Source organism: Streptomyces sp. NPDC047000, from assembly GCF_040644295.1.
Lineage (GTDB): Bacteria > Actinomycetota > Actinomycetes > Streptomycetales > Streptomycetaceae > Streptomyces.
Genome location: NZ_JBEYWE010000023.1, coordinates 72,013 through 85,794, shown reverse-complemented (window position 1 = coordinate 85,794; position 13,782 = coordinate 72,013). Strand labels below are relative to the sequence as shown.

Annotated in this window: 10 protein-coding genes; 7 read left to right on the top strand and 3 right to left on the bottom strand. The window is 71.3% G+C overall.

The window, feature by feature from the left end; genetic code table 11:
* Positions 1-98: 98 nt before the first annotated feature.
* Positions 99-794 (top strand): transglycosylase family protein, encoded by a 696-nt coding sequence (locus ABZ862_RS29095; RefSeq protein WP_360964181.1) that lies wholly within the window; start codon positions 99-101, stop codon positions 792-794.
* Positions 795-1,293: 499 nt separating this feature from the next.
* Positions 1,294-1,509 (top strand): I78 family peptidase inhibitor, encoded by a 216-nt coding sequence (locus ABZ862_RS29090; protein WP_360964178.1) that lies wholly within the window; start codon positions 1,294-1,296, stop codon positions 1,507-1,509.
* 104 nt (positions 1,510-1,613) lie between these two features.
* Here ABZ862_RS29090 and ABZ862_RS29085 read toward each other — a convergent pair whose 3' ends face one another.
* Together ABZ862_RS29085 and ABZ862_RS29080 are read right to left on the bottom strand one after the other, a co-directional pair.
* Complete coding sequence (locus ABZ862_RS29085; protein WP_360964175.1) at positions 1,614-2,654, bottom strand: phosphatase PAP2 family protein; 1,041 nt, start codon at positions 2,652-2,654, stop codon at positions 1,614-1,616.
* 235 nt (positions 2,655-2,889) lie between these two features.
* Entirely contained in the window at positions 2,890-4,110 is a 1,221-nt protein-coding gene (locus tag ABZ862_RS29080; RefSeq protein WP_360964172.1) for a hypothetical protein, read from the bottom strand.
* 259 nt (positions 4,111-4,369) lie between these two features.
* Here ABZ862_RS29080 and ABZ862_RS29075 point away from each other — a divergent pair, with 259 nt between their 5' ends.
* Positions 4,370-6,061 carry an MFS transporter gene (locus ABZ862_RS29075; protein WP_360964169.1) on the top strand — a complete coding sequence of 564 codons (1,692 nt, stop codon included), beginning with the start codon at positions 4,370-4,372 and terminating at the stop codon, positions 6,059-6,061.
* A 37-nt stretch (positions 6,062-6,098) separates the two neighbouring features.
* On the opposite strand, the gene sepF is transcribed toward ABZ862_RS29075, so the two are convergent.
* Positions 6,099-6,536, bottom strand: coding sequence for a cell division protein SepF (sepF, locus tag ABZ862_RS29070; RefSeq protein WP_360964166.1), 438 nt, complete (start codon positions 6,534-6,536; stop codon positions 6,099-6,101).
* A gap of 312 nt (positions 6,537-6,848) precedes the next feature.
* Between sepF and ABZ862_RS29065 the strand changes: the two genes are divergently transcribed.
* The 4 genes from ABZ862_RS29065 to ABZ862_RS29050 all read left to right on the top strand — a co-directional run bounded on the left by ABZ862_RS29065 (position 6,849) and on the right by ABZ862_RS29050 (position 13,694).
* Positions 6,849-8,096, top strand: a complete 1,248-nt coding sequence (locus tag ABZ862_RS29065; RefSeq protein ID WP_360964163.1) for a DUF5685 family protein — start codon at positions 6,849-6,851, stop codon at positions 8,094-8,096.
* Positions 8,097-8,489: 393 nt separating this feature from the next.
* Positions 8,490-9,389: a S1 family peptidase gene (locus tag ABZ862_RS29060; RefSeq protein WP_360964160.1), complete on the top strand. Its 900-nt coding sequence runs from the start codon at positions 8,490-8,492 to the stop codon at positions 9,387-9,389.
* A gap of 497 nt (positions 9,390-9,886) precedes the next feature.
* The gene (adhE, locus tag ABZ862_RS29055) at positions 9,887-12,487 is read left to right on the top strand and encodes a bifunctional acetaldehyde-CoA/alcohol dehydrogenase (protein ID WP_360964157.1); all 2,601 of its coding nucleotides are present in this window, start codon (positions 9,887-9,889) and stop codon (positions 12,485-12,487) included.
* Positions 12,488-12,821: 334 nt separating this feature from the next.
* Entirely contained in the window at positions 12,822-13,694 is an 873-nt protein-coding gene (locus tag ABZ862_RS29050; RefSeq protein ID WP_360964154.1) for an alpha/beta fold hydrolase, read from the top strand.
* The last annotated feature ends 88 nt before the right edge of the window (positions 13,695-13,782 follow it).

Here is a 13,782-nt window from a genome sequence, read left to right as displayed (position 1 = left end):
GGAACCGGCGGACGGGGCCGAACGCGTCGCACCGCGTCCGTACGCGGCGGGAACGCGCCCGGCCTTGGGGGAACCCGGGTCCGTGGAGAGGGAACTACATGTCCGAGTGTGCCGATACCACCCGCAGCACCGCGCGCAAGGCGCGCACCACGGCGGTCCTCACCGGAGCGGCCCTGCTCGCTCCGCTCGGACTGCTGGCCGCCGGCGGCGACGCCGCGGCGGCGGACAGCGGGATCTGGGACCGCATCGCCCAGTGCGAGAGCGGCGGCAACTGGCACATCAACACCGGCAACGGCTACTACGGCGGGCTCCAGTTCTCCGCCTCCACCTGGCGCGCGTACGGCGGCACCGCCTACGCCCCGCGGGCCGACCAGGCCACCAGGCAGCAGCAGATCGCCGTGGCCACCAAGGTCCAGGGCGCCCAGGGCTGGGGCGCGTGGCCGGTCTGCTCGGCCCGCGCCGGAGCGGCCGGCGGGGCCCCCGAGAACGCCTCGGCGGCGACGAAGCCGTCGGGCACGTCGGGCTCGGCGGGGACCGGAGCCACCCGTGAGAGCGCGAAGACCCACGCCCCGGCGGCCCGCCGGACGGAGCCGTCGAAGAACACGACCGGCACCACGAACCGCACCGCGGGCGGTGCCTCCGCCACCGGCGCGTACACGGTCCGCGAGGGCGACACCCTGAGCGCCGTCGCGGAACGGTACGGGACCACCTGGCAGCGGCTCTACGCCGCCAACAAGGCCGTCGTCGGCGGTGATCCCGACCTGATCGTGCCCGGGCAGAAGCTCGAGATCTGAGCTGCTCCCCCCTGCCCGGGACACGGGCCCCCGCCCGGTCGCCGACCGGGCGGGGTCGGCTCATGTGCCGGACAGGGCTGCGGCCCGTCCGCGGGACCCCGGCGACCGGGTGCCGGTCGTCACCTGGTGGGACACGGCTTCCCGGGCGGCGGACCGGCGCCGGGAAACGGCTGCGGACGCCCGCGGGGGCCCCGAAGCAGGCGGCGGCCGGCGCGGCGGTCCTGTGTTCGAGCCGTGAATTTCTCATGAGGGGTCAGCCCCTGCGCGCCGCCCGGGAATCGGCCGGGAATGGGGTTCCGGGACGCCGCCGTCCGGTACTCGGAGGCGCTTTCCGCGGTCTTATCCCGGAGCACCCGGCCGACACGCAGGAATTTCGCTCGAATGCCCGTACCCCCGGGTATCGAACCCCTCGTCCACTGACGAAGTCGGCGCCATTCGAGTGTGCTGATCTTGTGACAGAAGTGTGACACGCCCGCAGGAGTGGTTCTAACGTTGCGGCATGGCATCCATTCCCGCTCCACCCCCGGAACCCCAGGACGACCCGGCCGCGTACGCCGGTCTCGACGCCGCCGAGGCCGAGCGGCTCGCGCGGGAGCGCGGCTGGTCGCCGGTGCGGTCGCTGCCGCCCGGCGCGATCATCACCATGGAGTACCGGGTGGGCCGGCTGAACTTCGAGGTGGAGGGCGGCCGGGTGCGGCGCGCCTGGAAGGGCTGAGCCGCTCCTCGCCCCTCCGCACGCCCGCGGGCACGGCGAAGGCCCCGGTCCTGTTCCCCGGGACCGGGGCCTCGCGTGCGGGGCTGTGGTGCGCCTGACGGGGGTCAGCCGCCGGTCAGCGGCCGGGCCGCGGAGGCGGTGCCGCCGCGCGGCACCCGCTCCGGGTGCGTCCGGTCGGCGTGCGGCGGACGCCGGCTGCCGGCGGGGGTGACGGGGGTGCGCTCCGAACGGTTCAGATGCGGGCCGGGGGCCAGGTAGGCGGGCGACCGGGGCGTACGGGCGCTCGTACCGGAGCCGACCGGCTCGCGGGCCGGGGCCCCCTCCTGGGAGGAGCCGAGCGGCGTGTGCGGCACCACGGGATTGGCCGGGACCGGCGCGGGCAGCGGACGGCCGAGGCGCCAGCGGTCGCGCAGGCCGAAGACACCGGCCTCGGTACGGGCGATCAGCGGCTCGCACCAGGGCAGTGCCAGCAGGATCAGCAGACCCGCCGCCCAGCCGAGGAGTACGTCGCTCAGCCAGTGGGTGCCGAGGTAGACGGTGGTGAGGCCGACACCCAGCGACGTCACCGCGGACACCGCGGACAGCCAGCGGCGGGCTCTCGGAGTGGACGCCAGATACGCCAGGATCCCCCAGGTCACCACGGCGTTGGCGGTGTGGCCGCTGGGAAATATATCGCCGCCCATACCCATCTCGTTGGAACCGATGGTGATGGCGTAGTGCGGTCCGAGGCGGCCCATGCCGATCTTGGCGGCGCCGACCGTGATGTTCAGCAGGAGCAGCGAGGCGCCCAGGGTCAGCAGCGGGCGCAGGGTGTGCTGCCGCCAGGAGCGCCAGCCCAGCCAGGCCGCGACCATCACCGCGGTGGGGCCGCGCTGGCCGAGCACCACGTAGTAGTCGAGGAAGGCGTGGATCTGCGGCCACTGCTGGTACGGCCGGAAGAACATGACCTGCCAGTCGAGCCTGACGAGCCATGAGGTGGTGACCACGGCCCACACGATGGCCAGATAGAACGCCAGCGTGGCCGAGAAGAGCACGACACGGTGCCGGCTCATCTTCGGCATGTCCGTGATCACCGGTCGTTCCGGCTCACGGTCCAGCCTGGCGAACACCCGGTCAAGACGGGTGAGGTTGCGTTCGGTACACACTCTATCGACGTTACAGCGGGTGAGCTCAGTTCCCTGACGAATCTCCGTTTTGTGATGACGATGTGATGTGGGATTGCTCTCAAGGAGACGTTCAATTCACCGGAATCGGCAATCACGTGCCGGCCCGTCAGTAATTCCTTTGAGCCGTCCGGGTGTCCGATTTATGACAGGTATGAATTCAGTTAACCGAATGCTGGTGTGGATTTTTCCCGCTGCTCACCGGCGCGGGGCGGGTTCAGGGCGGCCCGGAGCCGGTGAGCCAGAACGCCCCGTACACCGCCGACGCCACCGCCGCGGCCCCCAGCACCAGCGCCGACCTGGGCACACGCAGCCGCGCCAGGGCCAGGGCGAGCGGCAGCAGCAGCGGGAAGGCCGGCAGCAGGAGCCGCGGCTTCGAGCCGAAGTAGCTCGACGCGCCCAGCGCGAGCGCGATGACCACACCCGTGTGGACCAGCAGCGGGAGCGGCTGCCGCTGCCGTACACAGACGACGTACAGCCAGATCACCAGGGCCGCCCCGGCGATCAGCCCGGCACCGGCGAGGGCGCCCGGCAGTGACGTGAACCTGCCTGCCACGAAGCACGCGAACGCCCAGCCCCCGTCGAAGCCGTTGCGCCAGCCCGTCTGGACGTCCACATAGCCGAGCGGACCGTCGCCGGTGTGCCGGCCGACCCACAGCACGTATCCGGCGACACCCAGGGGTGCGAGGAGCATCCCGAGGGCGCGCGACGCGACGGACGCGCCCCTCGCGGGCGGCGCGAGGGGGCCGCGGGGGGCGTGCGACGCGTCATGCGCGCCGTGCGGTCCCGGCGTGCTCCTCCGCCGCACGAACGAGGCAACGCCTCCGGTCCACACCGCGGCGACCACGGCCAGCCCGACCGGCCGGGTCAGCCCGGCGGACAGCGCCAGCGCCCCCGCGGTGACCCACCACCCGGTCAGCACCGCGTACAGCGACCAGGCGGCCAGCGCCGTGAACAGCGACTCGCTGTACGCCATCGACTGCACGATCCCCACCGGCAGCACCGCCCACAGCAGCACCGCGCACACCCCGGCCCGGGGCCCGTGAAGACGGTCCGTGACGGCGAAGATCCCCGCCGCCGCGCCGAGCGACGCGCACAGGGCCACGGCGAGCCCGGCGTCGCCGTACGACAGCCCGGCCACCGTGTGCAGCAGCCGCTCCAGCCACGGCAGCAGCGGGAAGAACGCCAGGTCGGAATGGACGTCGCCGTCGGGCAGCCGCACCTCGTAGCCGTAGCCCCCGCCCGCGACCCGGGCGTACCACAGGGCGTCCCAGCGCGCCGTCAGCAGCGTGTGGGCACTCTTGCCGCGCGCCGCGCTCCACACCGCCAGCACCAGCAGCCCCAGCGCGCGCACGGCCGCGTACCCGAGGAGAGCAGGCGCGGCCCGGCGCAGCGGTCCCCGGCGGGCCGGCGCCTCACGCGTCGCTAGTTCGGTCACCGCCCGATTATCGGTGCCGCCGGGAACCGCGCAGGTCACCCCGGCGTGGTCAAGGGGGGTGGGAGTGGGGTACGCCACACCCCCGCCGGCCGGAGTTGAGACGTCCGCCACCCTGACACGGCGGGGAACTCGCGTACTCTGACGTGTCATTCGCTGTTCGACGCGAGGGCCGGAGCCGACCGCTCCCTCCTGCCGGGCCGCGGGGAGTCCCCGCCCCGCGTGTGCGCCGGACGCGAAGGTCCAGCTTGGAGGTACGCGCATGTCCGGGACGACCACGGCCGCGGCTGCGCCGCGCCGTCGGCCGGCCGGGGCCGGTGCGGGCCGCTGGGTCGTCCTCGTCGTGCTGTGCGTCAGCCTGCTGCTGGTCGCCCTCGACGCGACCGTGCTGCACGTCGCGGTGCCCGCCGTCACCGAGGACCTCAGGCCCGGCCCGATCGAACTGCTCTGGATCGTCGACGCCTACCCCCTGGTCTGCGCCTCGCTGCTGATCCTCTTCGGCACGCTGGGCGACCGGGTGGGCCGCCGGAGGATCCTGCTCCTCGGCTACGGCCTGTTCGGCGTCGCCTCCGCCGTGGCCGCCCTCGCCCAGGACGCCCAGGTACTCATCGGTGCCCGGGCGCTGCTCGGTGTCGGCGGCGCGATGATCATGCCCGCGACGCTGTCGATCCTCCGCCAGGTCTTCCCCGACCGGCGCGAGCGGGCGGTGGCGATCGGTGTGTGGAGCGCCGTCGCCGCGGTGGGCGCGGCTGTCGGACCGCTGCTCGGCGGCTTCCTCCTGGAGCACTTCTGGTGGGGCTCGGTGTTCCTGGTGAACATCCCCCTGATGCTGGTGATCGTGCCGGCCGGACGGCTGCTGCTGCCCGAGTCGCGGGGCGGGCACGACGGCCCCTGGGACGTCACCGGCGCACTGACGGCGGCCGCCGGCCTGTTCGGCGTGATCCTCGGCGTGAAGCGGCTCGGCGGCGGCGAAGGCGCGACCGGCGTGTTCACCCTCGCCCCGCTGCTGCTGGGCGGCGCGCTGCTCGTCCTGTTCGTACGGCGCCAGCGCGGCCGGCCGTACCCGCTGGTGGACCTGCGGATGTTCGCGCGCCCCGCCTTCAGCACCTCCGTCGGCTGCATCGTGCTCGCCATGCTCGCGCTGGTCGGCCTCGAGCTGATCGCCGCGCAGTACCTCCAGCTCGTCCTCGGGCTGTCCCCGCTCCGGACGGGCCTCAGGATGCTGCCGCTCACCGTCGCGGCGATGGCGGCGGGTCTCACCGGGGCCCGGCTGCTGCGCCGCCTCGGTCCCCGCCGCATGGTCGGCCTCGGCTTCGTCCTCACCGCGGCGGCCGTGGTGACCCTGACCGCGATGGGCGGCGCCGACAACCCCGGGCTGCTGCTGTCCGGGTTCGTGCTGCTGGGCTTCGGTCTGGAGACGACGCTGTTCGGCGCGTACGAGTCGATGCTCAGCGAGGCACCCCCCGCCCAGGCGGGCGGGGCCGCGGCGGTCGGCGAGACCTCCTACCAGCTCGGCGCCGGGATCGGCATCGCCCTGCTGGGCAGCGTGATGAACGCGGCGTACGCACCCGGCCTCGCGGCCGTGCCCGGAGTCCCGTCCGCCGCGGCCAGGGGCGCGGGGCGTTCGCTGGGCGAGGCGTACGACATCGCGGGCCGGCTCGGCGGCGCCCCGGGAGCCGCGCTGCGCCGCGCCGCCCGGGACTCCTTCGTCCACGGACTGCATGTCACGCTGCTGGTGAGCGCGGGGCTGCTGCTGGCGGGGGCGGCGATGGCGCTGCGGCTGCCCCGGGTGATGCAGTGCGAGACGCCCGGGATCCCCGAGGGCCCGGAGACCCCCGAAGGCTCTGCCGGCCTCGAAGACTCCGGGAGCCGCGAGGACGCCGGGGGCGGGGACGGCGGTGCGTCCGGAGTGCCCTCGCCCCGGGAGCCCGAGAGGTCACGCGTCTCCGCATGAGCGATCACAGGATTCCCCGCGGGGCGGTGGGCCGGCCTCAGCTCTGGTTGAAGAAGCCGTCCGCGCGGCGCGAGGACGGGTCGGCGCTGATGATCTCGGTGTTCGCGGGCGTCAGCAGGAAGACACGGGTCGCGACCCGCTCGATCGTGCCGCGCAGCCCGAAGGTCAGTCCGGCCGCGAAGTCGACGACGCGCTTGGCGTCGGCACCGTCCATGGCCGTGAGGTTGACGATGACCGGGATGCCGTCCCGGAAGAGCTCGCCGATGGCCCGCGCGTCCCGGAAGCTGTCCGGAGTGACCGTGCCGATCCGGTGGCCCGTCTCCTCGGCCGTGTCCGAGGCCACCTTGACGCGGGGGTCGGTGACCCAGGCGTCTCCGGCTTCGGCCTCTTCGGAGTAGTCGTCGTCGTAGTAACGCTCGTCGTCGTTGTCGTCAACGAGGCCGAGCCAAGCACTCGCCTTGCGTACCGATCCCATGGACGCCTCCTCTCACAGCGGTCTTTCGTGCTTTCCGCATCTCTATGGTCTCCATGATGCGGACGGCGTGCCATGTGAATAGACGGCGCGCGGGGGGTTTGTGACGGTACTGGTGCACAGCCGATCCGTCGAGAGTCCGCGTCTCCCAAGGGACTTGCTGTACAGGGCTGCTGACTGTGAGTGAAATATGATTCTTCCAGGCGTATGGGTGACGAGTGTCGCGTCCGGGTGAACGCCCCACCCGGTGGGACAGGTGTATTCATGGGTACGATTCCCGCCGCTCAACGTTGTACACAGCACGGGGGGAACGTCGTGTTCGGAATCGTCAGGCCCTGCGTCCACCGGCTCGGGGAGGGCCTCAAGGCCGAGTGGATGGCGCACCTGTGCGGACTGTGCCTCGCACTGCGCGGAGATCACGGACAATTCGCACGTATCGTGACAAACTATGACGGACTACTCATATCCGTCCTGACGGAGGCTCAGGCAGGACGCGGCGCGGGGGTCACCGTGACCGCGGGCCGCAAGGGGAGCGGCGGGCGGCGTACGGCGGGGCCCTGCCCGCTGCGCGGGATGCGCACCGCCTCCGTCGCCCAGGGCGAGGGCGCCCGGCTCGCGGCCGCCGTCTCCCTGGTGCTCGCCTCCGCCAAACTGCGGGACCACATCGCCGACGGCGACGGACTGCTCGCGCGCCGTCCGATGGCGGCCGCCGCCCGCCGGGTCGCCGCGAACTGGGGCGGTGCGGGCGCCCGTACCGGCGCCGGCGTCGGCTTCGACACCGCCGTCCTGGTGGACGCCGTCGACCGGCAGCCCGGCATCGAGACGCTCGCCGGACCCGGCACCCCGGTCCTCACGGTCACCGAACCGACCGAGACCGCCACCGCCGCCGCCTTCGCCCACACCGCCCACCTGGCCGGCCGCCCCGCCAACGCCGCGCCCCTCGCCGAGGCGGGGCGGCTGTTCGGGCGCCTCGCCCATCTCCTGGACGCCGTCGAGGACCAGGCCGCCGACGCCGCTGCCGGTGCCTGGAACCCGCTCACCGCCACCGGCACCTCCCGCACCGAGGCCCGTCGGCTCGCCGACGACGCGCTGCGCGGCATACGGCTCGCGCTGCGCGAGACCGAGTTCTCCGACGGTCGCCTCGCCCATCTGCTGCTCGCCCACGAACTGCGCCGCTCCGTCGACCGTGCGTTCGGCACCGAGTCCTGCGGACACACCGTGGACGCCGGGCAGGCCGCCTTCGGCCCGCCGCAGGGGCCGTACGCGCCCCAGGGCCCGCAGTCCCCGATGCCGGGCAACCCGTACGGCGATCCGGGCGGCAACCCCTTCGGCGGTGAGCCGCCCCGCCCGGACAAGCGGGGTTTCTGGGCCGGGTGCGCGGCGGCGCTCGGGCTGTGCTGCACCTGCAGGGTGTGCTGCGCGGACGAGTTCGAGGGCCCCTGGTCGCGCAAGAAGCGGGAGGGCTGGTGCGGTGACTGCGACTGCGGTGACTGCGACTGTTCGTGCTGCGAGATCTGCAACTGCTGCAACTGCTGTGAATGCCTCTCCTGCTGCGACTGCTGACGGAACCGCTGACACGATCGCTGACGAAACTCCTGACCGAGCGTTCGGTCCGAGACACCGCTGACGGAGCGTGAAGTCCTGCCGTTCGCCGCTCGGCTGGCGAACGGCGCGGCGTTCTCCGTGGTCAGCGGTCGGGTGGCAGTGTTCGCCCAACCGGCCGTACCCGGGCGCGGTGCGGCCGAAGGAGCGGTCAACGCGCGTAGTGTTCACGCCGTTTGAACCCTGTGCGGCCGAAAGGCACCCTTGCGGACCCCGGTCGTGCAGCCGAATACTCCCCCTCAGCGCTTGTCAGGGGCACGGCTTGTCCGGAACCCGGACAATCATGCCGCTGGCTGCGCCTCACGGGCCCCGACCCCACGCGGGCCCCCGAATTCCCTTGGGAGGGAACGAAAAGTGAGGATCAAGCGCACCACCCCCCGCGGCGGCGTCGCCAGACGGACCGGGCTCGTCGCCCTGGTCTCCGGATTCGTCGCCGCGGCAGCGTTCGCCGCCCCCACCGCGAACGCGAGCGACACCCAGGCGTTCACCTCCGCCCAGCTCACCAAGGCCAACGCCTCCGTCCTCCAGGCGGACGTCCCCGGCACGGCCTGGGCGGTCGACAGCAAGACCAACCGCGTCGTCGTCACCGTGGACAGCACGGTCTCCGACGCGCAGATCGCGAAGATCAAGCAGCAGGCCGGCGCCGAGTCCGGCGCGCTGACCATCGCGCACACCCCCGGTACCTTCCGGAAGCTGATCACCGGCGGTGACGCCATCTACGGCGGCGCCTACCGCTGCTCGCTCGGCTTCAACGTGCACAGCGGGAGCACGTACTACTTCCTGACCGCCGGCCACTGCGGACAGGTCGCCTCCACCTGGTACAGCGACTCGGGCCACACCACGGTGCTGGGCACGAACGTCAGCTACAGCTTCCCGACGAACGACTTCGCGCTGGTGCGGTACACCAACTCGTCCATCGCCCACCCCAGCGCGGTCGGCAGCCAGTCGATCACCAGCGCGGCCACCCCGAGCGTGGGCACCACGGTCTACCGCCGCGGTTCCACCACCGGCACCCACAGCGGCCGGGTCACCGCGCTCAACGCCACCGTCAACTACGGCAGCGGTGACATCGTCTACGGCATGATCCAGACCACGGTCTGCGCCGAGGGCGGCGACAGCGGCGGCCCGCTCTACGCGGGCACGGTGGCCTACGGTCTGACCTCCGGCGGCAGCGGCGACTGCACCTCCGGCGGTACGACCTTCTTCCAGCCGGTCACCGAGGCACTGAGCTACTACGGCGTGAGCGTCGGCTGACGCCCACCGTCCCACCGGCCCCCGCACGCGCAACCGGCGTGCGGGGGCCTTCCGTTGGGTGGCGGCAAGGGCCCGTACGTCCCGGCCGGGGAGTCCCACCCGCGTGGTGGGCACCCCGCCGGGCCGTCTCCGGCGGCTCCGCGAAAAAGAAAGTTCGGATCACGGGCATTCGCCGTTGCGTCGACGCCGACGCGGTGCGAATGTATGACGACGCGAAGGCCAGAGACGACCGGCGCGACGAGCCACGGGCATGACATGTCCGGTTCGTCACCCGCCCGTGCCTGGCAGGCGCGGGCTTCCTCGGGTTTCCGGCCTGCCGACGAAGATCGGCTGACCTGCACATTTTGCAGTCCCGCCCCCGGTAGAGGGGCTGGGACCTTCTGCGCGGAGCTCCGGGACCTTCTTCCCTCAAGATAGGCCGTTCTCGGATCGATGATCGATCGGTCATGGGGTCGAATAGATGGTGTCAGCGAAGCCCGCGACGAAGGAGGCTGGCCATGCAGGTCGTGGACCAGGTGAACGAACTGGTGGAGAACGCCAAGAAGGCGCTCCTGCAGTTCGAGTCGTACGACCAGGAGCAGGTCGACCACATCGTCAAGAAGGCGTCCCTTGCGGCGCTCAGCGCGCACGGAGAGCTGGCCCGGCTGGCGGTCGAAGAGACCGGCCGAGGGCTGTTCGAAGACAAGGCCGTCAAGAACATCTTCGCCTGCGAGCACGTCACCCACTCGATGCGCAACCTGCGCACCGTGGGCGTGATCAACCGTGACGAATTGACCGGTATCACTGAAATAGCCGAGCCGGTCGGTGTGGTCTGTGCGATGACTCCGGTCACCAACCCCACTTCCACCACGATCTTCAAGGCGCTCATCGCCCTGAAGACCCGCAACCCGATCATCTTCGCCTTCCACCCCAGCGCCCAGAAGTGCTCGGCCGAGACCGCCCGCATCGTGCGGGACGCGGCGATCGCCGCCGGTGCGCCCGAGGGCTGTGTGCAGTGGATCGAAGAGCCCTCGATGGATGCCACCCAGGCGCTCATGAAGCACGACGGTGTCTCCACGATCCTCGCCACCGGTGGCAACGCGATGGTGCGTGCCGCGTACTCCTGCGGCAAGCCCGCTCTCGGTGTCGGCGCGGGCAACGTCCCCGCCTATGTCGCCGCCGACGCGGACCTGCGCCGCGCCATCCACGACATCGTCCTGTCCAAGGCTTTCGACCAGGGCATGATCTGCGCCTCCGAGCAGGCGATCATCCTCGACAAGTCGGTCTACTCGGCCGGCCTCGCCGAGATGAAGCGCCTCGGCGCCTACGTGGTCACCGCCGCCCAGAAGAAGAAGCTCGAAGACTTCATCTTCGGCGTCACCGCGAACAGCAAGAACTGCGGCGAGGCCAAGCTGAACGCCACGGTCGTCGGCAAGTCCCCGGCGTGGATCGCCGAGCAGGCCGGGTTCACCGTGCCCGCCGACACCGCGATCCTGGTCGCCGAGTGCTCCGAGGTCGGCCCCAACGAGCCGCTGACCCGGGAGAAGCTGTCCCCGGTACTGGCCTGCCTCAAGGCCGCCGACACCGAGCAGGGCCTGCTGCTGGCCACCCAGATGGTCGAGTTCGACGGTCTGGGCCACTCCGCCGCGATCCACACCGAGAGCGAGGAGCTGGCCGAGGAGTTCGGCAAGCGCGTCAAGGCGATCCGCGTGATCGTCAACGCCCCCTCGAGCCTCGGCGGCATCGGTGACGTCTACAACGCCTTCCTGCCTTCGCTGACCCTGGGCTGCGGCTCCTACGGTCACAACTCGGTCTCCAACAACGTTACGGCGGTCAACCTCCTTAACATCAAGCGGATCGGACGGCGCAACAACAACATGCAGTGGTACAAGGTCCCGCCGAAGATCTACTTCGAGAAGGGTTCCCTGCGTTACCTGAAGGCCATGCCCGACGTGCACCGCGTCACCATCGTCACCGACCGCACGATGGAGCAGATCGGGTTCGTCCGCAAGGTCACCGAGATCCTGAACTCGCGTTCGGAACCGGTCATCCTGCAGTACATCACCGACGTCGAGCCCAACCCGGAGCTCACCACCGTCCTGCGCGGCGCGGAAGCGATGCGGGAGTTCAAGCCCGACACCATCGTCGCTCTCGGCGGCGGCTCGCCGATGGACGCGGCGAAGGTCATGTGGCTGATGTACGAGAAGCCGGAGATCGCGTTCGCGGACACGAAGGAGAAGTTCTTCGACATCCGCAAGCGCGCCTACAAGTTCCCGCAGCTGGGTGAGAAGGCGCAGCTCGTCGCCATCCCGACCACCTCGGGCACCGGCTCGGAGGTCACCCCCTTCGCGGTCATCTCCGACCCCGCGGCCGCCCAGAAGTACCCGCTGGCGGACTACGCGCTCACCCCGCACGTGGCGATCATCGACCCGACCCTGTCGATGAACCTCCCGCCGGTCGTGACCGCCGACTCCGGCTTCGACGCCCTGACCCACGCCACCGAGGCGTACGTGTCGGTCTACGCGAGCGACTTCACCGACGGCCAGTGCCTCCAGGCGATCAAGCTGATCTTCGAGAACCTGGAAGACTGCGTGAAGCTGGGCGCCAAGGCCCCCAAGGCCCGTGAGCGGATGCACAACGCGTCCACCATCGCGGGTATGGCCTTCGCGAACTCCTTCCTCGGCATGGTCCACGCGATGGCGCACACCCTGGGCAACACCTTCCACGTCGCCCACGGCCGCACCAACGCGCTGCTCCTGCCGCACGTGATCCGTCACAACGGCAAGGTCACCCACAAGGCCACCCCGTGGCCGAAGGCGGAGACCTACCGGGCGCCCGAGCGCTACCAGGAGCTGGCGAAGATGCTGGGCCTGCCGGCCGCCACCCCGGAGGAGGGCGTGGAGTCCTACGCCCGGGCCATCGAGGAACTGCGCGACCGCTGCGGTATCCCGGCCTCCTTCAAGGCGGAGGGCGTCGACGAGAAGGCCTTCCTGGAGGCCATGCCGCAGCAGGCGATGAACGCCTACGCCGACCAGTGCGCGCCCGCCAACCCGCGGATGCCGATGCTGGAGGACATGCAGGAGATCATGCGGATCGCCTACTACGGCAACGGCAGCTGACGCAGGCAGCCTGACCCAGGCGGTACGGCTGACATCCAGCCCGCAAGCCGGTGCCCGACCTCTCCGGAGGCCGGGCACCGGCTTTTTCGCGTGCCCGGCCGCGTGCCGGCCGCCGGGGACGCCGACGGCATGAGCGCCGTGCTTGTCATGTTCCGGTAGTCATTCGGGTGACTCGGCCCAGCTCAGCGGGTGTTACCGCCGGAATTTTTTGCCGACCCGTAACTTCACACTTGAACTACTCGCCCGTAACTTAGCGGGAAGAACAGCATCCTCGTGATCCGGATCACAGGGAGTCCTGCCGTCGCACCCCCTCGAGCCGCAAGGAGATCACCCGATGCTGCCCTGGAAGCGCCTGGTCAGACCCCTGGCCGCACTTCTGCTGACCGCGGCGGCCGCGACCGTCCCCGCGGCCTCCGCCTCCGCCTCCACCGCTTCCACCGCTTCCGGCGGGGGAGGCTGGAACGACTGGTCCTGCAAGCCGTCCGCCGCCCACCCCCGGCCCGTCGTCCTCGTCCACGGCACCCTCGGGAACTCCGTCGACAACTGGCTGGCGCTCGCGCCCTATCTGGAGGACCGCGGCTACTGCGTCTTCTCCCTGGACTACGGCCAGTTGACGGGAGTCCCGGTCTTCTACGGCCTCGGCCCCATCGACAAGTCGGCCGGGCAGCTCCAGACGTTCGTCGACCAGGTGCTCGCCGCGACCGGCGCCGCCAAGGCCGACATCGTCGGTCACTCGCAGGGCGGCATGATGCCCCGCTACTACCTCAGGTTCCTCGGCGGCGCCGCCAAGGTGAACGCCCTCGTCGGCATCGCCCCCGACAACCACGGCACCGACCTCGACGGACTCACCAACCTGCTGCCGTACTTCCCCGGCGCCGCGGACCTGATCAAGGCCACCACCCCCGGCCTCGCCGACCAGATCACCGGCTCCGCCTTCCTCACCAAGCTCAACGCGGGCGGCGACACCGTCCCCGGAGTGCACTACACGGTCATCGCCACCAAGTACGACGAGGTGGTCACCCCCTGGCGCACCCAGTACCTGAGCGGTCCGGACGTCACCAACGTCCTGCTCCAGGACCTCTGCCCGCTCGACCTCTCCGAGCATGTGACGATCGGCCTGCTCGACCGCGTCGCCTACCACGAGGTGGCCAACGCCCTCGATCCGGCGCACGCCACCGCCACCACCTGCGCGTCGGCGCTCGGCTGAGGCACAGGCGGTGGCGGTGAAACGATCCGCCGACCGGCCGCCGGGGCCTGACCGGCCTGAGCCGCCGCTCAGGCCCCGGCGCCCCCCG